This is a genomic window from Mesorhizobium sp. M0954 (genome assembly GCF_040319155.1).
In the GTDB taxonomy this organism is placed as follows: Bacteria; Pseudomonadota; Alphaproteobacteria; order Rhizobiales; family Rhizobiaceae; genus Mesorhizobium.
Genome location: NZ_JAMYNR010000024.1, coordinates 22917 through 44351, shown reverse-complemented (window position 1 = coordinate 44351; position 21435 = coordinate 22917). Strand labels below are relative to the sequence as shown.

Here is a 21435-nt window from a genome sequence, read left to right as displayed (position 1 = left end):
CTTGTCATCTTTGCATCACGGTCAGTCTGCACGAGATTGACCGCTGCAAGCCGGGAGCAAGACCGGGCTGCGCAAACGTTGCAACAAATCCTTCAAGGAAATTCATAGACTCTTAGCAACTCCGGTTCGCTGTGAATGGTAGGCTTATTGCAACGTTTGAGTCAGTGGAGTCCGAACCGTGGCTTATTCTCCGACCCGCCGAACTGCGTGCAATTTCGGCTAAAGGCAATGGCAAGAACAGCGCCCATCTTGTTTGTTCGACACAGCCATATTGGCTCAAAACAGTATCTTCACGGCCACCGAGATTGTCCGGTCGGTGGACAAGCAACCATATTATTTCGTTCGAAAGCTGCAACATCTGTGGAGAACGCGAAATGACAAATTCAGTAGGACGAGTGCCCAGGCTTTCCAAGTGGCTTGGTCCTGACCAATGCTGACACTGGTCAGTCGCCTTCGGACGGCAGCGCATCTAGATCGCCTTCGAATCCTAGGCCTTTGCGCGCATGCGGACCTAACTGTCTGCCAGCTAGCGGAGATTCTGGGTCTGCGTCGTGAGCACGTTGTACGACACGTCCGGCTGCTGGCCAGAGCCGACTTTCTTTACTGCAACGAACAACGTCCGTGGTGCTCGTACCATCTCAAAGCAGAAGGTAAGGACGGCGGGCTGGTTCAACTGTTGGTTGATCTCCTGCCCCACGGCGGTGGCTATCACAAACGAGACCTTCAACGGCTCGAAGCCACACAAGACGCGCCGTCGAAGGGGATCGCATGCTTGACCGTGAAATAGATCAGTCCAATTGGAGCGCGAAACCACCATGGACAACTCCGCCGACGGCGCCATCGCGCCGCGCGACACTTACGGACGGTCTCGATTGGCCGCGGTTGATTGCCGCGTTCACGAACTGCTTCTGAGACAGGAGCGGCAGGAGCGGACGACCCTTAAGCTCATCGCCTCAGAGAACTTTGCGTCCTCGGCCGTGCTGGAAGCGAACGGCTCGATTTTCACGAACAAGTACGCCGAGGGGTACCCCGGTGCGCGCTACTACGCTGGAAATGAGATCGTTGATGAGCTTGAGAATCTAGCCATTGAGCGCTTGAAAACACTATTTGGCAGCGAGCATGCCAACGTCCAGCCTTATTCCGGCTCGCCGGCCAACCAGGCTGTCTATCGTGCGCTTTTGAGCCCCGGTGACAAAGTCATGGGCTTGCCCCTCCCGGAAGGGGGCCATCTGACTCATGGTTGGGCCATCAACTTTTCCGGAACTGACTATCAACGCGTCCCCTATGGACTAGATGAAAAGACACAGCAGATTGACTATGACCGCTTGCGCGAGACAGCCAAGCGGGAACGGCCGCGGCTCATTTGGGTCGGCGGAACTGCTTACCCGCGTGTCTTTGACTACGCGGCAATGGCAGAAATCGCCCTGGAAGCGAACTCCTATCTCGTAGCCGACATTGCGCACATCAGCGGACTGATTGCCGCGGGAGCGCACCCGAATCCCGTGCGCCATTGCGACGTGGTCAGCAGCACCTCCCACAAATCGATCCGCGGTCCCCGCGGTGGTTTCATTTTGTCCAGGAACGAAGATCGCTATCAGGCCCTGTATCATACAAAGAGCAAATACAATCTCGCCAGACGAATAGACCGGGCGGTCTTTCCTCACCTGCAAGGCGGGCCTCATATGAATGCCATCGCTGCGCTAGCAGTTGCCTTGCACGAAGCCGCGAACCCGTCCTTCCGAAGCTACGGCCAACAGACCGTCAAGAATGCCAAGGCTCTTGCACAGGCACTGATCGAGCGAGGGTATGACCTGGTTACCGGGGGGACGGACAATCACATGCTGATCCTTGATCTGCGCGATCGACCACTATCGGGCAAGGCCTATGCCGAGCGGCTAGCAAAGGCAGGCATCATCACAAACTTTAATATGGTGCCTGGCGACCCGCGGGATCCGGCGGTCACAAGCGGAATTCGCCTGGGGTCGCCAGCAGTGACGTCAATGGGCATGCGCGATGTGGAAATGGTGCAAATTGCTGGCTTCATTGACTGCGTCCTCCGGCGGCCTGATGACGAAGATCTCCATGCCTGCGTGCGAAGAGACGTTGCCGATTTGTGCGCTGCGTTCGAGGTCCCGGGCATCACCAACAGGTAAGGTGGGCTAAGCAAAATGCACCATACAACTCCAACACCCGAAACGAGGCATTTCATGGCTAGGCAGTTCGTGTTCTCTTCCGAATCGGTTGGCGCGGGACACCCGGATAAGTTGGCCGACAACATCTCGGATGCCATCCTCGACGCCATCCTCCGCACCGATCCCAAGGCACGCGTCGCCTGTGAAGCGTTGGTAAAATCAGGGATAGTCGTTGTGGCTGGCGAGATTACTAGCGATGCGCGGGTGGATTATAGCCAAGTTGCGCGCGATACGATTCTCGATATTGGATACGACGATGAGGCTGTCGGCTTTGACGGCCGGCGTTGCTCCGTCGTTCATGCACTCACCGAGCAATCGCCTGACATTAGCCAGGGCGTTGACGAGGGACGAGGGCAGGACCTCCAGCAGGGAGCGGGAGATCAGGGCCTCATGTTCGGCTACGCATGCCGCGAAACCGATACCCTGATGCCTTTGCCGATCCAGCTCGCGCATCGCTTGACGAAACGACAGGCAGATGTCCGGAAAGCACGACAGCTTGGCTGGTTGCGTCCTGATATGAAATCCCAAGTCTCAGTGCGCTATGAGGGGTTGCGCCCGGTCGCCCTTGATACCATCGTCGTATCGACCCAACATGACGAGCAGGTCTCGCAAGAGACGGTCCGCGAGGGCGTCATTGAGGAAATCATAAAGCCTGTCCTGCCGACCCACCTGGAGACGGAAGGCATCAGAATTCTGGTCAACCCGACGGGGAGGTTCGTAGTCGGCGGGCCGCGCGGCGACTGCGGTCTCACTGGACGCAAGATCATCGTCGATTCCTATGGTGGGATGGGTCGTCACGGCGGCGGCGCCTTTTCGGGCAAGGACCCGTCCAAGGTTGACCGCTCAGCTGCCTATGCGGCCCGGTATGTCGCAAAGAATATCGTCGCTAGCGGACTTGCGGACGTCTGCGAGGTGCAGCTTGCTTACGCAATCGGCGTGGCCAGTCCGGTTTCTGTCATGGTCAACACGTTCGGAACAGCGAGGGTTGAGGAAAGAAGGATGGAGCGCCTCATTCTTGAGTTGTTCGATCTCAGACCGAAGGGCATTATCAAGATGCTTGATCTCTTACGCCCTATATACCGCAAGACCGCGACCTATGGCCATTTCGGCCGTGAAGAGCCTGATTTCACCTGGGAGAAGACAGACAGGGCCGACGAATTGCGTCGCGAGGCAGGACTTGCCGCCCCGTGAGCGCTGGCGCCGAACGGATTGGCAAGCGCAAAGCCCATTCCCACTGGCCAGACCCGCCCGCGCCCGGCGTGGCAGAAAGCCGGTGGGTTTTTGGCGGAGACATGAATTGATGCCGGACTATGACGTGCTTTGTATCGGAAATGCCATCGTCGACATCATCGCCCAGTGTGACGAGGCGTTCCTGGAGACCAACGGCATCATCAAAGGCGCGATGAATTTGATCGACACGAGGCGCGCCGAACTGCTCTACAGCCGCATGGGCCCGGCCATCGAAGCCTCGGGCGGCAGCGCCGGCAACACGGCGGCGGGCGTGGCCAGCTTCGGCGGCCGCGCCGCCTTCTTCGGCAAGGTCTCGAACGACGCACTCGGCGAAATCTACGCGCATGACATCCATGCCCAGGGCGTCGCCTTCGACACCAGGCCGCTCAACGGCGAACCGCCGACGGCGCGCTCGATGATCTTCGTCACGCCGGACGGCGAGCGCTCGATGAACACCTATCTCGGCGCCTGCGTCGAGCTCGGCCCGGAGGACGTCGAGGCCGACAAGGCGTCGGGCGCGGCCGTCACCTATTTCGAGGGCTATCTGTGGGACCCGCCGCGCGCCAAGGAGGCGATCAGGCAGACGGCTAAGCTCGCCCACGCCGCCGGGCGCGAAGTGTCGATGACATTGTCGGATTCGTTCTGCGTCGACCGCTACCGCGACGAATTCCTCGATCTGATGCGCTCCGGCACCGTCGACATCGTCTTTGCCAACAGCCACGAGATCAAGTCGCTCTACCAGACCGCGTCATTCGACGAGGCGCTGGCGCGGATCCGCAAGGACTGCAAGATCGCCGCCGTCACCCGCTCGGAAAAGGGCTCGGTCATCGTGCGCGGCGACGAGACCGTGACCATCAATGCCACCAGAATCCGCGAGCTGGTCGACACCACCGGCGCCGGCGACCTCTACGCCGCCGGCTTCCTCTACGGCTACACGCAAGGCCGCAGCCTCAAGGATTGCGGCGATCTCGGCTCGCTGGCAGCCGGGCTGGTCATCCAGCAAATCGGCCCAAGGCCACGGCAAAATCTGCGCCGAGAGGCGGAGCAGGTGGGATTGCTGTAGGTGGCGAGCCAAGAACCAGCTGCCCAGCCTCCTTAATCCAGCCCGAGCCTTTTCTTCAGTTCCGCATTCTCCTTGCGGAGACGATCGGCAAGCAGGCTCTTTAGCCGCTTGTTTTCTTCCTCGAGCGCGACGAGATCCTTCAGCGCGTCACTGTCCGCCGCCGGCGCCGCCGCCTTCTTCCAAAGATAATATGTCTGTTCCGAGATGCCGGCTTGCTTCACCGCGCTCTTGAGAGTAGCGCCGCCGCCGATCGAGGTCTCGATCTGCGCCAGCTTCTGGGCACGATCCTTCGCGGAGTAGCTCTTTCGGCCTGTTCGCGATGACGGCGGTGCTTCAGTGGTCGCGGATATCGGCTTGGCGCCCTCCTTGCGGGCAGGCGCGCTCGCCTCAGCTTCTGGCTTCCTCGACCGCCGCGCTCTCGTCTTCGGTTTTGGCGTTTCCGCTTTGTCTGCCGGTGCGCTAGGAACTACTGCTGACTCGGTTTCCAGGGGATTGGCCATGAAATGCTCCACTCGCGGTTTTTGCAAAGGTTCAGCATCAAGGGCCACTACAGTAGAGTCAACAAGCTGACGATTTAACGGCTCGACTTCCTTTGTTGTCTCGGCCATCGCCGCGGCGATGTCGAAATTGCCCCAGATGGAACGTGCGGATTTTTGATAATTGCGCTTTTGTTTGACTTCCACGGTGAATGGTCGCGTCTGCCGCCTCATAGTTCCTTCCTGAATAGGAGAATGAAGTCGCCGCTCGAATTTTTGGCGCTTGCTGCTTAGCGCGGAGCATTATCGTATAGCCGCTCAACGGGCAAGTGATGCCGGTCTTCGATGGCTGACCCATCTGGGGAGATTTGAGCGGCTTCGCGCGTCCTGCGCATGCCTGTAAGAGCCTGACTCGAAACTCGACGCACGACGTGGAGCTGCCATGCGGCGAAGCATGAGGCGGATCGAGGCGATGAAGATCCACGCCTCGGCGCTGGCGATGGTCGCCTCGAAGTCTTTGGCGAGCCGGCGACAACGTCCCAGCCAGGCGAAAGTTCGCTCGAGGACCCATCGTCGTGGCAGCACCTCAAAGCCCTTGGCCGCGTCGGAGCGCTTGATGATTTCGATGGTCCATGTGCCGAGATTGGCCAGTGCCTGCGACAGTTTTTCTCCGGCATAGCCGCCGTCGGCGAACAGATGCCGCAACCAGGGAGAAAGCCGTCGAATGGAGGCGATGACGCCGACTGCCTTCCTGGATGTCGGCCGTGTGCACCGTCAGCCCGACCAAGTGTCCCTCGGTGGCAGTAATGATATGGCGCTTGCGGCCTTTGACCTTCTTGCCGACGTCGTAACCACGCAAACCGGCAACGTCCGTGGTCTTTGCCGATTGGCTGTCGATGACACCGGCGCTCGGGCTCGCCTCGCGACCAAGCGCCAGGCGTGCCGCAGCCACCAAGTGGAAGTTGATGGTCTTCCACAGCCCGTTGTCCCGCCAGGCATAGAAATAGCGTTGAACCGTCGAGACCGGCGGGAACCGATCCGGCAATGCCCGCCATTGGCAGCCGGTCCAGGCGATGTAGAGGAGCACGTCCACGACCGCCCGAAGTTCTGTCGTCCGCGGTCGTCCCGTTGTCTTCGTTCCCGGCAGGAACGGCTCGAGCAACGCCCATTCCCTGTCCGTCAACGCGTTTGCATCTCGCTGCCCCGCGCGGCAATATCGCCGGCGGGTGGTCTCCGTCCAACCCATGTCGTTATCCCGTTCAAGTCTAGACAACTCAAGCGAATCACAACGGACGGGGCCACTCAACCGCTTCCACCCCCAAAACCGAGTTTCGGGTCAGGCTCTAAGGGCAAACACCATGCCATTGTGGGTGGTGGTTTGCGTGGCGAGACACGCCTGGTAAGGACCCTCGTGGTTCCGGTACGGCCCCTGAATATCGTGGTCGCAATTGGGGTGGTAATGGTTTGGCGGGATTTGCTGACGCGAGAAAACGGTGTCGCTGCCGCCGCCGCAAACCTTCCTCGATGAAATCGCCGCCACTGCAGCCCTTTTCGCCTGCTTCACACCAATTACAGGCGTAGGTTTCAGGATTCACGCCGTTTTTGCCGGTGGCGCAATACGGCGTCGGAAAATTACCCACATTGAACTGACCTTGAACATCGGCAAAGGCGATGCAGGCCTTCTTCCCTGTCTTGAACCAGCAACTGATCGCGTGCAGTCATCCGGATAAGCCGCCCCGCCGGAGGCCAAGCTGACTTGGTGACACACGAACGCATTATTGTCTTCCGGTCTGGCGGCAACAGTATCAGCAGGACGGCAAGCTGACCGGCTGCAGCGAAGCGCAGGTGAAGCGCGCTGGGCTCGACATCAGAAGGAAAGCGGGAAGCAGGAAATGTTGTCGCAAAAGTTGAGTTCTGCGAGGTGCAAAAGTCAGTTGCAAATCGTCGCGACAGAGGCTCGGCAGCTCCCCGAAGTAGCCATTTCAGATTGCTTGCAGGTGCGGATAACGTCCTTTATGCATCGGCACATGATCAAGTCCGCGCTCATCGCTGCAATCTATTATGCGACGCTTCCATAAGGAGCGGCGCGTTTCGATCATGCCTTGAAACAAGCCGCCGTCAGGCGGCTTTGTTCATTGAGAGGACCCCCTGGCGGCAATACCAGGAGGATTCCCTATGGCACTTCCCGATTTATCAACCGGTCATTCCAAACCATATTCGGCGGCTTTGAAGACGCTCATTGAGCGCGGCTATGTAAATCAAGGGACCGACCTGCCGGGTGTCGATGCCGCCTTTGAAGCAGGCGTCGTACCCGCTTACGCTGGTTTTGATGCGACGGCTGACAGTCTTCATGTCGGCCATCTTCTTCTGATCATGGCGCTTCGTCATCTTCAGCAGACTGGCCATAAACCCATCGTTCTCATTGGGGGTGGGACCACCCGCATCGGCGATCCCAGCTTCCGTTCGGAGGCGCGGCCGATGCTGACGGACGAGCGGATCGCCGCCAACATTGAAGGGATCAGAAAGGTCTTTGACCGTCTCCTTGTCTTCGGAGACGGTCCGACGGATGCCGTGATGGTGAACAATGCCGACTGGCTGGACAGCATTCGTTGGATCGACATGCTGAGAGACGTCGGCAGGCATTTCTCCGTCAATCGGATGCTCTCTTTCGACAGTGTGAAGTCGCGGCTGGAAAAGCAGGAGAATCTGAGCTTCTTAGAATTCAACTACATGATTCTCCAAGCGTTCGACTTCCTTGAGCTATCCCGCCGGACCGGTTGCCGTTTGCAGATGGGTGGAGCCGACCAGTGGGGGAACATCATCAATGGCATCGACTTGATACGGCGGACGGATGGAAAGGAAGTCTTCGGAGTGACTACGCCGCTTCTGACGACTTCTTCAGGTGTCAAGATGGGTAAGACGGCTGCCGGAGCTGTGTGGCTCAACGAAGATCGCCTTTCGCCATACGATTACTGGCAATTCTGGCGTAACACGGAAGACGCTGATGTCGTTCGGTTCCTGAAGCTTTTCACCGATCTGCCGATGGACGAGATCGAGCGATTTGGACAGGCTGAAGGAACCGAGCTAAACGCCGTCAAAGAACGTCTGGCCAACGAAGCTACCGCCCTGGCACATGGAACTAACGCCGCCAAACAGGCGGAGGCCACGGCTAGCCAAGCATTTGGGCAGGGCGAAGCCGCAGAGGGGCTACCGACGCTTCATCTAAATGACGCCGAGGGCTTGGCCGGAGTAGCCCTTGTGGATTTGCTGGTACGCGCCGGATTGACCTCCTCTAAAGGGGAAGCGCGAAGGGCGATCTCGGGACGAGGTGTGCGGATCAACGGCAACGTCGTCGAGATTGATACAATGATATCGTCCCAAGACCTCCCGATCCGGCTTTCGCTCGGCCGGAAGCGCCACACTGTTGTAAAGTAGGGTTTCAGCAAATGCTGTCGCAGAAATTCTGCCCGCTTAGCGGATATTGCAGACATTCGCGTCGAGTTCCCTGAGGAATGTCGAGAGACACTCCTCAGGGGGTAGTTAAGGCCGCCAAGTTTTCTGGGTTAGCAGGCGCGCCACTGTGGCAGCTTGGCTTGTATGGCGAGGCCATGGTTGAGTGAGGCGAACCAAATCCAGCCCCGCGGTCCATCCCGAAGCTTCCCACAATGGCGAAGAGAACATCTTCACTGGTTCCTTTTCAGCACAAGACCTTCCGTTCGCTATGGTCGGCTGCACTCATTTCGAACCTTGGCACCCTAGTGGAAGGTGCGGCGGCAGCTTGGCTGATGACGAGCATCGCCACCTCCCATGGAATGGTGGCGCTCGTCCAGTCATCGACCACCCTCCCCTACATGATCTTCTCGCTCGCGGCGGGAGCGCTCGCGGACAAGTTTGACCGTCGCCGGATCATGTTGACTGCGCAACTGCTGATGGTCTGCGTATCCGCCTTCCTGGCGTTCCTGACCTATGCGGGGAATGACACCCTGGACCCTTCTGGGTCTCACCTTCCTAATCGGCTGTGGTTGGGCATTGCACGATCCCTCTTGGCAAGCCTCCATGGGAGATATCCTGCCTCGCGAACACCTGCCAAGCGGGGTTGCGCTCAACGGCATGAGCTACAATCTCATGCGCAGCATCGGGCCGGCGATTGGCGGCATAATCGTGGCCACAGCCGGTGCGGCCTTCGCGTTCCTCTTCAACGTCCTTTGCTACTTCGCTCTGATCGCTGCGCTGTTGCGATGGAAAGCCGAACGGGCACGACAAGCGCTGCCGCGGGAGGCTTTCGGCAGTGCGATGGCGGCGGGCTTCCGTTACGTGCTCTTGTCGCCGAACCTTCTCAAGGTGATGTGCCGGAGTTTCATTTTCGGCCTCACCGCCGTTGTCATTTTGGCTCTCCTGCCGTTGGTCGCTCGCGAACAGATCAAAGGGACCGCAGTCACCTACGGCGTGATGCTCGGCTTCTTCGGCCTGGGAGCGATTTGCGGCGCGCTCCTCATCGGGCGGGTCCGAGAAGTTCTCTCCAACGAATGGGTCATTCGCGGTGCTTTCTTTGTATTGGCGATCAGCTGCTTCTTTCGGGCATGGAGCGAGCACGTTGGGCTGAGCTGTCTCAACCTCATGCCAGCCGGTGCGGCCTGGATTCAATCATTCTCGCTGTTTAACGTCACAGTGCAGCTTTCGGCGCCGCGGTGGGTGGTTGGACGCGCCCTCTCTCTATCAGACGGCCACATACGGCGGCATGGCGGCGGGAAGCTGGCTTTGGGGCGAACTGGCGGATGTCCAAGGTGTTTCGGGAGCCTTGCTCGTCCGCCAGCTGGTTCTTGTCATTGGGGGACTGATGGGCATCCTTCTGCGTCAGCCGGATTTTGAAACCCTCAATCTGGATCCGACCAACAAGTTCAGCGAACCGACGCTGCAACTTGACCTGTGGCCACGAAGCGGGCCGATCATGGTGATGGTCGACTATCGTGTCGATCAGAGAGATCCAGACTCGCCCACAATAATTATCTGAATTTCAGCAGTAATTTTTGATCGTCCATTCGTGCTGTGTACCAGCCCTGTGTCTTGCGCAAGTGGTCACGAACGGCTGCCGGAGCCTCGATGACGCCCTAAAAACACATGCTGCGATTTTTGAACACGCTTGACGATTAGATCAATTCATCCACAATGCGTGTGTTGAACACGCGAGGTGAGTTATGAACATGAAAGAGCTTAGGGTTCGACTGGGCATGACTCAAAAAGATTTGGCAGAGCAGATGGCAACGACGCAACAGACTGTGGCCCGTTGGGAAACAGGCAAAACGCAGTTGAACGTCGAGCAGATCAAGGACCTTTGTCTCACGTTGAAATGCACGGTCGAGGAGCTGCTGGGCTGGAAGATTGATGTCGAGGAGTGGCGCACGAGCCCGTTTGCAATTGCCGATGCCGAAACGCGATACGGCACGCTCAGAATCAAGACGACTGTTGGCAGCCGGCAATATCCTATCGATGAAAAGGCGCGTGAATCGATTTTACGTCAGTTGAAGGAACTTCATAATCTTCGTAGAAATAACATAAGCAGGCCATGGCTGTATTGTTGGAGCCTTGACAACAAAATACTCTTGATAAATCCGCAATATGTCCGCACCATTGAGCTTATCGGCGAAGATGTAGAGGAGATGCCAGAGTATTATCATCCAGAAATCTATCGGGCTTTGGATGACTGGGATAAGGGTGAGGTTTCAGGAAAGCTGAAGAAAGAATGCGATGCCATCATCGCAGAGATGGGTGATCAGGAAGCCGTGCGCATGGCCTCCTATGTTCGCGTCACATATGACGACGGAGAAGATGAGTGGAACTTCTTGGATGAAGAAACCGCTACGACTTTCTTCGGATTGGAAGCTGCGACCTTTGACGTTCCCCAGTGTAGTTTCGCCGAAGTGGAGGAAGAAGGTTACTACCGAGCGCGATACGCCAACCTTGATCGCGTCGCGGTGATGGAGGTTCCAAGCGACCGTTATCACAGATTGACCGCGCCCGAGGAAGCTTAGAACCATCCACGAAGGGCGCATGTTACATCTCGACCTTGCGTGGTGCGTTTTCAGTACGAGATGACGTTAAGCGTAGGTAGTGGCAGGTAAGAGTGCTCGACCAGAAGCTCAACTGCCTCCTCAATATCGCTGCCGATGTGCCGCAGGACACGTCCACGGGAGCGTGGATATGCGTGAAGTTCCTGCACTCCACGGTCCGCTCTCCCATCGTCGGTATGTGCCCGACGCCATCTTGTGGACGAGCTTGGCCGCCTGCACCCGGTTGTATTCCGGCTTGCGGTCCGCCTGGGGGTCCGCCGCGATGGCTATCTCCATGTCAATCGGCGCCGAACTTTGACTGCCCGCTGCTTTTGATGATTTGTAAGCGCTGTTCTCAGGCCACGGCCTTGAGCTCAGGCGCCCGGATGTAGGCCCAGGGCAGCAAGTCGTCGATCTGGCTGTTCGGATGGCCGTTGACGATCCTGGTGAGGACGTTGGCGAGATAGCCGAGCGGCTCGACACCGTTGAGTTTGCAGGTTTCGATGAGCGATGCGATGACTGCCCAGTGTTCGGCACCGCCGTCCGAGCCCGCGAAGAGCGCGTTCTTGCGGTTGAGCGCGATTGGACGGATTGAGCGCTCGACGGTGTTGCTGTCGATCTCGATGCGGCCGTCGTCAAGGAAGCGCGAGAGGCCTTGCCAGCGCGAGAGCGTGTAGCGGATCGCCTCGGCGAGCTTTGTCTTCTGGCTAATCAGGCCGAGCTTCTCGCGCAGCCAGGGTTCGAGATCGGCGACAATAGCGCGGCTATTTTCCTGACGCATCGCACGGCGTTCATCGGCCGATCGGCCGCGGATATCGTCCTCTATTCTGTAGAGCTCGGCGATCCGTCTCAGCGCCTCGCTGGCGATCGGCGCGGGACCCGCTGCCGCCAGTTCATAGAAGCGTCGGCGCACGTGTGCCCAGCAGAAGGCGAGCGTGACGCCGCTTTTGTCGGCCAGCACGCGATAGCCGCCATAGCCATCGACCTGCAGGATTCCAGTGAAGCCTGCGAGATGAGCGATCGGACGCTCGGCCTTCCGGTCGGGTGCATAGACATAGGCAACGCCCGGCGGGTCGGCTCCCTGCCATGGCCGATCGTCACGCGCATAGGCCCAGAGCTGCCCGGTCTTGGTCTTGCCTCGGCCGGGATCGAGCACCGGCGCGGTCGTCTCGTCGGCGAAGAGTTTTGGCGAGGACTTCAATTTGCCAAGCAGCCGCGCATGCACCGGACGCAGGTGCCAGGCGGCGCGGCCGACCCAGTCGGCGAGCGTGGAGCGATCGAGATTGATGCCTTGCCGGGCATAGATCTGCGCCTGACGATAGAGCGGCACGTGATCGGCGTATTTGGAGACCAGGACTTGGGCGACCGTCGCTTCGGTCGGAAGACCACCCTCGATCAGCCGGGCCGGCGCGGCAGCCTGAACGACAACGTCCTCGCAGGCGCGGCAGGCATATTTGGGCCGCCGCACCACGATCACGCGCAGCTGCGACGGCACGATGTCGAGCCGCTCGCTCACGTCCTCGCCGATCCGGTGCAGGCCATTGCGACAGCACGGGCAGGCATGGTCCTCGATGTCGACGACCATCTCCGTGCGCGGCAGGTGGGGTGGCAACGCACCGCGGTTCGCCCGGCGCTTCGTGGCCTTTGCTTGGCGCTCGGCGAGAGCAGATTGTTCCTTCGCTTCCTCGCCGGCGGCCTCGATCTGCTCGGCCTCTTCGAGCCCCAGCAGCAATTGATCCTCGGGGAGCGTTTCAGCACGACGGCCGAAGCGGTGGCGCTGCAATTCCTTGATGATCTGGATCAGCCGGGCGTTCTCGACGTCGCGCGCCAGGACCATCGCCTTCAGCGCGTCCGGATCGTCGGGAAGCTGGTCAGCAGTCATCGCCATGACAGGATCAGACCATATTCGCCGACAGCCCGCGACAGCGGAATCCAGGCTGATTCACTTCGTCGCGGGTCAGCCGGCCTGGGCTGGAACGCGGGTCCGGCGCGCCTCATGGACGCGCCGCCAGTCGAGACCTTCGAGTAGCGCCGAGAGCTGCGCGGCCGTCAGCCGCATCATGCCGTCATGTACTTTCGGCCAGCGGAACTCCCCATCCTCCAAACGCTTGGCATAGAGGCAGACGCCGGTGCCGTCCCAGAAGATCAGCTTGATCCGGTCTGTCCGCTTCGCCCGGAAGACGTACACGGCCCCGCTGAACGGATCGGCTCCCATCGTCTCTCGCACCAGCGCAGCCAATCCCTCCGCACCCTTGCGGAAGTCGACCGGCTTCGTCGCCACCATGACCTTGACCGCACCCGTCGGCCCGATCACGACGTCGCCTTCAGCGCGCGGATCACTGCGGCCACCGTCTTGGCATCGGCGCCCCGGCCGACGCGCATCGCAACGCCGTCGATCTCAAGCTCGATCACTCCGGCGTCTCGAGTGGCTTGCCGTTTCTGCTGCTTCGGTGAACGGCTGGCTACAGGCTCCGCCGCCGCCACAACCGCCGGCACGAAGGCAGGAGAATTTTGCTGCACCGAAGCGGCCTGTTTGCGCGCTTCGCGGCGCCAGGCGAAGACCTGCTGCGGCCTGAGGCCATACCGGCGGGCGACCTCGGAAACGACTGCGTTCGGCTCCAGCGTCTCCGCGATGATCCGCGCCTTGTCATCCACCGACCAATGACGCCGACCGCCGGCACCGTTGATCACCTCGAAACGCCGAGGCTGCCGCTCCGGGTCAAGCGTAAGGTCAAGTCCAGACACAAGCCGATCTCCGATCCCAATACAGGATCGGCAACCTCACAGATCGCGACCACTCCCGAAAGGTGGTCCCACAACAGCGCTTACGATGATTTGGCGAGGTCCCGCGCATAATCACTCTTGGTCTTCTCCTTGAGGCCCTGTGTCGCGAACTTGTGGTCCAGCAGGGCAAACAGGTCCAAGTCCCCTTCCGCCTGTGGCGCTGGCTTGTCCTCACCGCCCTCGGCTTCCCAATTGGGGACCGCTTCTGCGCGCTCCACCGTGGCGATTGTCCGCCCAAGACGCATCACAAGATCGAACGCCAAACCGTGCGCGTGCACGACGATTTGCCGCCCAGGCCTCATTTGGACAGGACTTGAGCTGGCCCGGTGGTTTGAGCCGGGTTACCTTGAGCCGGTGGGCTGCGAACAAGCAGTTCGAGACATTGGCCTCGATCACTTCGCAACACGCCGCTGCGCCTGGCCTCGGTGTGCTCCCCCCGAAATCGTTGTGTCATATCACCGAGGGCATCACGGCCAACAGCTTCCACATGGGCAACAGCCTCGCCATTGAGCCGAATATGGTCGCGAGCAGATCACCAACGAAGCGGTCGGAACCTCGGAGCCGAAGTTCGACGCCGAGGTGGTTCGCATGATGCGCTAAGCAGCACCACGGCGCTTGCCGGTATGTTTGCTGCCAGCAGCCGACGAACTCCTATCCTCCTGGACCGCTGTGCGTTATTGCTTTGATTTACCGGCCGCTCAAGGCTTCCATAGTTTCGCTTTCAAGGCGACCTTTGGCAACATGCCAACGGAAATTTAACATAACGACATAAACATTTCTTTATGCGGCGTTGACAAAGAAGCGAACTGCTGTAATTGTCTCCCGCGTCGTGGTTCTCCGTACGGCGCTGCCGCAGCGGAGCTAAGAGGGAAGCCGGTGCGATGCCGGCGCTGCCCCCGCAACTGTTAGCGGCGAGCCAACCCCACTCATGTCACTGAGGCGAATAGCCTTGGGAAGACGGGTAGAGGCTATGACCCCGCGAGCCAGGAGACCTGCCACGGCGAATTACGTCCACGGGCGGGGTGTCTCGGTGGCCGCTGCAGCCTGGCGTTCGTGCCGGCCTGCTAGCGCCTTCCTTGTCACCGACGCCCCAACCATCGGGGTCTGGCATGACTGTCTCTCAGCAAATTCCTGTAGCAACGCTCGGCGTGCCCCGCTTCGGTCGTCGGCGAGAACTGAAATTCGCGCTTGAAAGCTACTGGTCCGGAAAATCGTCCGCTGCCGACCTTCTCACGACCGCGAAGGCGCTCCGTGCCGCTAGCTGGGAGGAGCAGCACGATCGCGGCGTGTCGAAAATCCCGTCGAACGACTTCTCGCTCTACGACCATGTGCTCGACACCGCAGCCATGGTCGGCGCCGTTCCATCCCGTTACGGCTGGAATAGCGGCGAGGTTCCACTTGACATCTACTTCGCAATGGCGCGGGGCAACCAGGGTCAGACGGAGGATTGTCGACACGCTGGTCACCAGCAGGCGGCTCATCGGTCTGATGTAACCGCGATGGAAATGACCAAGTGGTTTGACACCAACTATCACTACATTGTGCCGGAACTCAACGATGATCAGACGTTCGCCCTCTCGTCGACGAAACCGGTCGATTACTTCATCGAGGCTAAAGCTCTCGGCGTTCACACACGCCCAGTCATCCTTGGACCGATCACCTTCCTCAAGCTGGCGAAATCGCCTGCCGAAGGATTCGATCCCATCGCGCTCCTGCCGCGGCTGCTGCCCGTCTACGAGCAACTCCTGCAGAGGCTGAAGCTGTCTGGAGCCGACTGGGTGCAGATCGATGAGCCAGCGCTTGTCCTCGATCTGAACCCGAACGAACGAGCTGCGTTCGAATTCGCCTATGGCCAGCTGTCGAAAGCCGCGCCCGAGCTGAAGATCATGCTGGCTACCTATTTCGGGCCGCTGGGAGACAATCTCGAAACCGCGGTTTCTCTGCCCCTGGCCGGGCTGCATATTGATCTCGTGCGCGCTCCCGAGCAGCTGGAAACGGTGGGTCGGCTCGCACCGAAGGATCTGGTGCTCTCGCTTGGCTTGATCGATGGCCGCAACGTCTGGCGTGCGAACCTGCCCGCCATTCTCGACCGCATCAAACCGATCGTCGCCGGCTGGCCCTTGGACCGCGTCGAGATCGCGCCTTCTTGCTCGATGCTGCATGTGCCGATCGACCTCCGCATGGAGACGGAACTCGACGCGGACATCAGGTCGTGGCTCGCCTTCGCGGCCCAGAAGACCGACGAGTTGGTGTTGCTTGCCCGGGCCCTGTCCCAAGGCAGGGATGCGGTGGCAGGCGCGTTGAAAGCGTCTGCCGAGGCTGCCGCCACTCGCGTGACATCCACGAAGATCCATGACCCGCTGGTTGAGGGGCGGATCGCCAGCATTGACGACAGCATGAAGCGACGAGAGAGCGCTTTTGCCGAGCGCTCCAGAGTCCAGGCCGGCACGCTCGGGCTGCCGCCGTTCCCGACGACGACCATCGGGTCCTTCCCGCAGACGCCGCAGGTACGCAGGGCGCGGGCCGCTCATGCGAAGGGCCAGCTGAGCTATGTCGACTACGAGACCTTCCTGAAGAAGGAGATCGAGGCTGCAATTCGCTGGCAGGAAGAGATCGGGCTGGACGTGCTGGTGCACGGTGAGTTCGAACGAAACGACATGGTACAGCATTTCGGCGAGCAGCTGTCCGGCTTCGCCTTCACCCAGCATGCCTGGGTGCAGAGCTATGGGTCGCGTTACGTGCGCCCCCCCATCATCTTCGGCGACGTATCGAGGCCCAAGCCGATGACGCTGCGCTGGTGGCAATTCGCCCAGTCGCTTACGGAAAACCCTGTGAAGGGAATGCTCACAGGCCCGGTGACCATTCTCAACTGGTCTTTTGTTCGCGACGACGTACCCCGCTCCGAAGCATGCCGCCAGATCGCGCTCGCCATCCGCGACGAGGTGACGGATCTCGAATGGTCCGGCGCAAGGATGATCCAGATCGATGAGGCCGCGTTTCGCGAAGGATTGCCACTGCGCCAGTCTGACTGGAAAGACTATCTCGACTGGGCTGTCGAATGCTTCCGGATCGCTTCAACGGGTGTAAAGGACTCGACACAAATCCATACCCACATGTGCTACTCGGAGTTCAACGAGATCATCGACGCGATCGCTGAAATGGATGCGGATGTCATTTCGATTGAGACGTCGCGCTCGAAAATGGAGCTGCTGGATGCTTTCACGAGCTCCAAATATCCGAACGAAATCGGTCCCGGAGTCTATGACATTCACTCACCACGCGTCCCGGAAGTCGGCGAGATTTCGGATCTCGTCATGCTTGCCCGCGAGCGACTGTCGGATGCCCAACTGTGGGTAAACCCGGACTGTGGCCTCAAAACACGCAAATGGGAGGAGGTCCACCCTGCCCTCATGAACATGGTTGCTGCAGCACGCGCGCTCCGGGAGAAAGTGTAGGCCGGAGGGTTTCCTGGTTGCTCACCATGTGGTGAGTTATCGGCTGCCGCATGTGGGCCGTGAATGTGCCAAAACGCGATCACATCCTTTGAAATAAGTCACTCGAGCGAGAAAGTGCACTTTCCTTCGGCACGTGTACTAATCGCGCAGGAGTAAAGGGTACCGTTTTCTCCCTGTGACGTGTCGAGTTCGAAGGGGATGTGATTGGCGTCGAGACCGCTCCGGCCATGGGTTATCAGCATGCCAAGTGCGCTCTTCTCGATCAGTTCGCAAAGGACTTCTCGGCTCGGTTCATCGAAATGAACGGGTACATACATGACAGTTCGTTTCACTGGCCGCCGGGTTCGCTGTTCACCGGCTGGCATCCGATGGCAAGCGTTCCAACGCGGCGGCGATCTGGCGCTTCGCTGCTGAGGGCAGAGGCAGGATGGGACGCGGGGGGTCGGCACGGCAAATGTCGAGCAATTCGGCAAGTGCATAGACGACGCGAAGGCTCGAGAACTCCTTGAAGAGGCTCCAGAGCGGCGCAAGCGTGGCATCGATCCGTCGCGCTTCGGCCGCATCGCCCTGTTGCGCCGCCGTGACGATCTTCACGCAGACCTCGGGCAGGATGCCGGCGAGGACGCTGTACCATGTGTTGGCGCCGGCGATCATGGCCTCTGCGGCGTTCCAGTCGCCGCTGTAGCCGATCGAGAACCCTTCCGGCACAGTGCGCCTCTGGTCGGCCAGATGGCTCTTGATCGCATCGCCCTTGTCTGTCGGATTCTTGATAGCGACGATCCCCCGCACCTTTGCCAGGCGGCTGACGAGTGCTGGGGTGAAACGGAAATGCGTCGTTCCTGGATTGTCGTAGATGACGATCGGAAGGCCACTTTCGCGCGCCACCGTGGAGAAATGTTCGAACACCTCGTCCTCAATGAGCGGGGTGTAAGAGGCGGCGGCAAGCAACCCCGCGGCAGCCCCAAGGGCCTTAGCGTCCTGCGCGAGCCTCACTGCTTCGTCGGTGCGCAGCGCGCCCACACCCACCACGACCGGCATTTGTCCCCCGGTTTCGTCCAAGGTCTCGGCGAGCGCCCGTCGCCGTTCCTCGCGCGTCAGATACATGTATGTGCCGGTGCTGCCGAGAAGACCGATGGAATCGACCTGAGCGGCGCAAAGCCTGGCAATCAGCTTGCGCAGAGCAACGGTATCGACACGGCCGTCACGATCGGTCGGCGTGATGGGAAACGCGGAAAGGCCGGTCAGGAATGCCATGGCAAGGCTCCAGGTTTGTGCGTGAGCGCAGGACTGGCCGGACGACAAGTCATCACAAGGCGTCCAGAGCCCGCCGCAGGTCGGCGATTAGGTCATCGGCGTCTTCAAGACCCACCGAGAGACGCATGAGGTCCTCGCCGACTCCATCGGCCAGATGCGCATCCTTGCGGATCGGCTGACGAGCACGGGTCAGGCTTGCCGGATGATAGATGAGACTGTCGGCATCGCCGAGGCTGACAGCCCGGGTGATCAGGTTGAGCCGGTCCATCATCCGCCGCGCGCCCTCGAATCCGGCGTGGAGGCCAAAGGCCAACATGCCCGACCCTTGGGACATCTGCTTTCGCGCCGTCACCTGATCAGGGTGCGAGTCGAGGAAGGGATAACTCACCCATGCCACCGCCGGGTGCGCCTCAAGTGCCTGAGCCACCGCAAGGGCTGTGGCGCTGTGGCGTTCCATGCGTAGCGTGAGCGTCTTCAGACCGCGCAGGATCAGGAAGGCTGACATGGGCGAGAGCGCTGCGCCGGTGATGTAGCGCAGGCCCGTCTCGTGCAGCGTGCGGAGCGTTTGCGCGTCGCCGAGAATCGCCCCGCCAAGGGCATCGCCATGCCCATTGATGTATTTGGTCAGGGAGTGGAGCACGAGGTCGGCCCCATGTTCGAGCGGCCGCTGGAGAGCGGGCGAGGCGAAGGTGCTGTCGACTGCAACCTTTACACCGCGCGCGTGGGCGCGCTCGGCAATGGCAGCGAGATCAAGGATGCGGCTCAGCGGATTCACCGGCGTCTCGAAGAAAACAAGCCGGGTCCGCTCGGTGATCGCGGCATCGAGATTGTGAGGATCGGACAGGTCGACCGCGACGACCTTGATGCCGAAGCGGGGGACCGCCTGTTCGACCATGGCAAGCGTGTTCGCATAAAGTGTCTTGTGGACGATGAGTTCATCGCCTTGGGACAGGACCGACAAGATCAGTGTGCCGAAAGCCGCCATCCCCGAGGCAACGACCAAACCTGCCTCGGCTCCTTCCAGATTGGCGAGCCGTTGCTCGAGGATCTCCGTCGTCGGATTGTATTCGCGCGCATAGAGCCTTCCGCCAAGCGCGGCGGCGGCCTCGTTCGCTGCCACGCTTTCGAATCCATAGGTCGAGGTCAAGAAGACTGGCGGCTGAACGGCATTGGAAAAGCCGGCCGGATCGTAGCCATGATGGATCGCCCGAGTGGCGAATCCGGGACCGGTGTCGTTGAGCGACCGCGTGAGAGCATCGGTTTCCGATTGATAGGAACGGGTCATTCGGCCTCTAAGATCTTTCTTGGGTTTCCGAAAGATTGACGGCAAACTGGCCAATGTGAAATATCCAGTTGGCGATGAATGAAATGGTCCAGTCTTCAAGTGCCGGTTCTGCAGGTCGCTCGCACGCGATGGGTGCACGCCAGATCTACGAGGCTCTTCGCGAGCAGATCCTCGGAAGTGTCTACGAAACCGGCAGTCAGCTGCCTTCCTCCCGAGGCCTCGCAAATGACCTTGGGGTTTCGCGAACGACGGTGACGGTCGCCTATGAGCAACTGGCCGCGGAAGGTTTCATCGACGTCCGTCAAGGCGCACGACCCCGCGTTGCATCTTCGTTGATCGGTCCTGAGACAAGCCGCACGCCTGCGAAACGGGTCGGCTCGGTTCTTCTGTCCGCCTATGGGGGCCGACTGCGCGTCACGCCGCCCTGGCCGGATTATCTGCCGACTGGGCTGAAGGTCGATTTCCGCTATGGCGACCTGGCGCCGTCAGACTTCCCCGCATTGGTCTGGAAACGTGCGATGAGCAAGGCGATGGGGCAGCGCCCGTTGCGTCTTGCCTATGACGATCCTCGCGGCTCGCGCCGGCTGCGCCAGGCGCTCCAGGGCTATCTCTGGCGCGCCCGAACCCTGAGCTGCGACCTCGAGCAGATCATCATCGTCAACGGTTCGCAGCAGGGCCTAGATCTGTGCGCTCGCCTGCTTCTCGATCCCGCCGACCGCTTCGTCATCGAGGACCCGTGCTACAGGATGGCGCGTCAGGTCTTTGCCAGCACAGGCGCCTCGCCCGTCCCCGTCACCGTCGACGAGGACGGGATGAAGACGGAGTTGCTGGCGGGGATTGGTGCACGACTGGCCTATGTCACGCCATCGCATCAGTTTCCGTTGGGCGGCGTCATGCCGATCACGCGCCGCCACCAGCTTCTGGAATGGGCGCGGCACAACAATGCCTACGTGATCGAGGACGACTACGACAGCGAATATCGCTACGACATCAATCCGGTCCCTCCGCTGCATAGTCTCGAGGACCACGGGGCTGTCATCTACCTCGGCACGATCTCCAAAACGCTCTCGCCGATGCTGCGTATCGGCTACCTCGTCGTCCCGCCGGAATTGCAGGAGGTCTTCGCAACCGCCAAACAATTCGCGGACCGGCATTCGCCGGTAGCTGAACAGGAGGCTCTGGCCTCTTTAATCGAGAGTGGCGGCTACGAAAGCCATGTGCGGCGCGTGCGCAGGCTGAACGGCGAGCGTCGGGAGACGTTGTTGGGCGCCTTGCGGCGCAGCTTCGGCGATCGCATCGCTGTCCAGGGAGCAGAGGCCGGTCTGCACGTCGTCGTTTGGTTCGACGAACTGCCGCGATCGCGGGAAACGACCCTGGTCGAAGCCGCCCGAGGCGCGGGCCTGGGGCTGCACCTGATCTCGCCCCTTTACGAGCGGCAATCGGACGAAGGCCACATCGATCGCGTGGGGCTTGTCATGGGCTATGCCGCCTTGAGCATTCGGCAGATCGAGAAGGGCGTTGAGATCCTGCGAGCGGTTGTCAAGCAGGTGCAAGACGCGTTGCCGGGACACGGTGGCTAAAACGGCGGGACGTGGCGTGCTGGCGAGGAAACCGACCCTTGGGCTGAACCGCATTTCGTGCAAAGCCAA

At 60.2% G+C, this 21435-nt stretch carries 16 protein-coding genes, 2 pseudogenes and 1 riboswitch; of the genes and pseudogenes, 9 read left to right on the top strand and 9 right to left on the bottom strand.

All coding sequences use genetic code 11. From position 1 onward, the window contains the following. Positions 1–815: 815 nt before the first annotated feature. The 3 genes from glyA to NKH93_RS25880 all read left to right on the top strand — a co-directional run bounded on the left by glyA (position 816) and on the right by NKH93_RS25880 (position 4485). The gene (glyA, locus tag NKH93_RS25890) at positions 816–2153 is read left to right on the top strand and encodes a serine hydroxymethyltransferase (protein WP_352474792.1); all 1338 of its coding nucleotides are present in this window, start codon (positions 816–818) and stop codon (positions 2151–2153) included. Positions 2154–2207: 54 nt separating this feature from the next. Then, the gene (metK, locus tag NKH93_RS25885) at positions 2208–3383 is read left to right on the top strand and encodes a methionine adenosyltransferase (protein ID WP_352973243.1); all 1176 of its coding nucleotides are present in this window, start codon (positions 2208–2210) and stop codon (positions 3381–3383) included. Between the two features lie 109 nt (positions 3384–3492). Beyond that, the gene (locus tag NKH93_RS25880; RefSeq protein WP_352496316.1) at positions 3493–4485 is read left to right on the top strand and encodes an adenosine kinase; all 993 of its coding nucleotides are present in this window, start codon (positions 3493–3495) and stop codon (positions 4483–4485) included. Positions 4486–4517: 32 nt separating this feature from the next. Here NKH93_RS25880 and NKH93_RS25875 read toward each other — a convergent pair whose 3' ends face one another. Both NKH93_RS25875 and NKH93_RS25870 read right to left on the bottom strand, forming a co-directional pair. Then, on the bottom strand, positions 4518–5195 hold the full coding sequence (locus NKH93_RS25875) for a transposase (RefSeq protein WP_352474791.1): 678 nt from the start codon (positions 5193–5195) through the stop codon (positions 4518–4520). A 204-nt stretch (positions 5196–5399) separates the two neighbouring features. After that, positions 5400–6207 (bottom strand): annotated as a pseudogene (locus NKH93_RS25870) (IS5 family transposase); the annotation flags it as partial. A gap of 247 nt (positions 6208–6454) precedes the next feature. Between NKH93_RS25870 and NKH93_RS25865 the strand changes: the two are divergent. From NKH93_RS25865 to NKH93_RS25850, 4 genes and pseudogenes are all read left to right on the top strand, one after another. Next, complete coding sequence (locus NKH93_RS25865) at positions 6455–6691, top strand: hypothetical protein (protein ID WP_352496314.1); 237 nt, start codon at positions 6455–6457, stop codon at positions 6689–6691. Positions 6692–7136: 445 nt separating this feature from the next. Then, positions 7137–8396 carry a tyrosine--tRNA ligase gene (gene tyrS / locus NKH93_RS25860; protein ID WP_352943304.1) on the top strand — a complete coding sequence of 420 codons (1260 nt, stop codon included), beginning with the start codon at positions 7137–7139 and terminating at the stop codon, positions 8394–8396. A 230-nt stretch (positions 8397–8626) separates the two neighbouring features. Further along, positions 8627–9945 (top strand): annotated as a pseudogene (locus NKH93_RS25855) (MFS transporter); the annotation flags it as partial. A gap of 211 nt (positions 9946–10156) precedes the next feature. Further along, positions 10157–10990 carry a helix-turn-helix transcriptional regulator gene (locus NKH93_RS25850; RefSeq protein ID WP_352973229.1) on the top strand — a complete coding sequence of 278 codons (834 nt, stop codon included), beginning with the start codon at positions 10157–10159 and terminating at the stop codon, positions 10988–10990. 373 nt (positions 10991–11363) lie between these two features. On the opposite strand, the gene tnpC is transcribed toward NKH93_RS25850, so the two are convergent. The 4 genes from tnpC to NKH93_RS25830 form a co-directional block, all read right to left on the bottom strand. After that, positions 11364–12896 (bottom strand): IS66 family transposase, encoded by a 1533-nt coding sequence (gene tnpC, locus NKH93_RS25845; protein WP_352973225.1) that lies wholly within the window; start codon positions 12894–12896, stop codon positions 11364–11366. 69 nt (positions 12897–12965) lie between these two features. After that, positions 12966–13322 carry an IS66 family insertion sequence element accessory protein TnpB gene (tnpB, locus tag NKH93_RS25840; RefSeq protein WP_023709031.1) on the bottom strand — a complete coding sequence of 119 codons (357 nt, stop codon included), beginning with the start codon at positions 13320–13322 and terminating at the stop codon, positions 12966–12968. Then, positions 13319–13753 carry an IS66-like element accessory protein TnpA gene (tnpA, locus tag NKH93_RS25835; protein WP_352750853.1) on the bottom strand — a complete coding sequence of 145 codons (435 nt, stop codon included), beginning with the start codon at positions 13751–13753 and terminating at the stop codon, positions 13319–13321. Before tnpA ends, tnpB begins: the two co-directional genes overlap by 4 nt. A gap of 80 nt (positions 13754–13833) precedes the next feature. Beyond that, complete coding sequence (locus NKH93_RS25830; RefSeq protein WP_352973214.1) at positions 13834–14055, bottom strand: hypothetical protein; 222 nt, start codon at positions 14053–14055, stop codon at positions 13834–13836. Positions 14056–14605: 550 nt separating this feature from the next. Next, positions 14606–14806: riboswitch (cobalamin riboswitch) on the top strand. 95 nt (positions 14807–14901) lie between these two features. On the opposite strand from NKH93_RS25830, the gene metE reads away from it, so the two are divergent. Next, entirely contained in the window at positions 14902–17247 is a 2346-nt protein-coding gene (metE, locus tag NKH93_RS25825; RefSeq protein ID WP_352493359.1) for a 5-methyltetrahydropteroyltriglutamate--homocysteine S-methyltransferase, read from the top strand. Between the two features lie 98 nt (positions 17248–17345). Here metE and NKH93_RS25820 read toward each other — a convergent pair whose 3' ends face one another. From NKH93_RS25820 to NKH93_RS25810, 3 genes are read right to left on the bottom strand one after another with little or no spacing between them, the layout of a single operon-like run. Then, a complete protein-coding gene (locus NKH93_RS25820) occupies positions 17346–17564 on the bottom strand; it encodes an FMN-binding negative transcriptional regulator (RefSeq protein ID WP_352493360.1) in 219 nt (72 codons plus the stop codon). Between the two features lie 34 nt (positions 17565–17598). Then, positions 17599–18501, bottom strand: coding sequence for a dihydrodipicolinate synthase family protein (locus NKH93_RS25815; RefSeq protein ID WP_352973206.1), 903 nt, complete (start codon positions 18499–18501; stop codon positions 17599–17601). Between the two features lie 52 nt (positions 18502–18553). Beyond that, positions 18554–19786 carry a trans-sulfuration enzyme family protein gene (locus tag NKH93_RS25810; RefSeq protein WP_352493362.1) on the bottom strand — a complete coding sequence of 411 codons (1233 nt, stop codon included), beginning with the start codon at positions 19784–19786 and terminating at the stop codon, positions 18554–18556. An 83-nt stretch (positions 19787–19869) separates the two neighbouring features. On the opposite strand from NKH93_RS25810, the gene pdxR reads away from it, so the two are divergent. After that, positions 19870–21366 (top strand): MocR-like pyridoxine biosynthesis transcription factor PdxR, encoded by a 1497-nt coding sequence (gene pdxR / locus NKH93_RS25805; protein ID WP_502896497.1) that lies wholly within the window; start codon positions 19870–19872, stop codon positions 21364–21366. Positions 21367–21435: the final 69 nt, after the last annotated feature.

Bases quoted from the DNA above. Each gene is read 5' to 3' on its own strand.
- glyA (WP_352474792.1), top strand. From the start codon at position 816: ATGGACAACTCCGCCGACGGCGCCATCGCGCCGCGCGACACTTACGGA.
- metK (WP_352973243.1), top strand. From the start codon at position 2,208: ATGGCTAGGCAGTTCGTGTTCTCTTCCGAATCGGTTGGCGCGGGACAC.
- NKH93_RS25880 (WP_352496316.1), top strand. From the start codon at position 3,493: ATGCCGGACTATGACGTGCTTTGTATCGGAAATGCCATCGTCGACATC.
- NKH93_RS25875 (WP_352474791.1), bottom strand. From the start codon at position 5,195: ATGAGGCGGCAGACGCGACCATTCACCGTGGAAGTCAAACAAAAGCGC.
- tyrS (WP_352943304.1), top strand. From the start codon at position 7,137: ATGGCACTTCCCGATTTATCAACCGGTCATTCCAAACCATATTCGGCG.
- NKH93_RS25850 (WP_352973229.1), top strand. From the start codon at position 10,157: ATGAACATGAAAGAGCTTAGGGTTCGACTGGGCATGACTCAAAAAGAT.
- tnpC (WP_352973225.1), bottom strand. From the start codon at position 12,896: ATGGCGATGACTGCTGACCAGCTTCCCGACGATCCGGACGCGCTGAAG.
- metE (WP_352493359.1), top strand. From the start codon at position 14,902: ATGACTGTCTCTCAGCAAATTCCTGTAGCAACGCTCGGCGTGCCCCGC.
- NKH93_RS25820 (WP_352493360.1), bottom strand. From the start codon at position 17,564: ATGTATGTACCCGTTCATTTCGATGAACCGAGCCGAGAAGTCCTTTGC.
- NKH93_RS25815 (WP_352973206.1), bottom strand. From the start codon at position 18,501: ATGGCATTCCTGACCGGCCTTTCCGCGTTTCCCATCACGCCGACCGAT.
- NKH93_RS25810 (WP_352493362.1), bottom strand. From the start codon at position 19,786: ATGACCCGTTCCTATCAATCGGAAACCGATGCTCTCACGCGGTCGCTC.
- pdxR (WP_502896497.1), top strand. From the start codon at position 19,870: ATGGTCCAGTCTTCAAGTGCCGGTTCTGCAGGTCGCTCGCACGCGATG.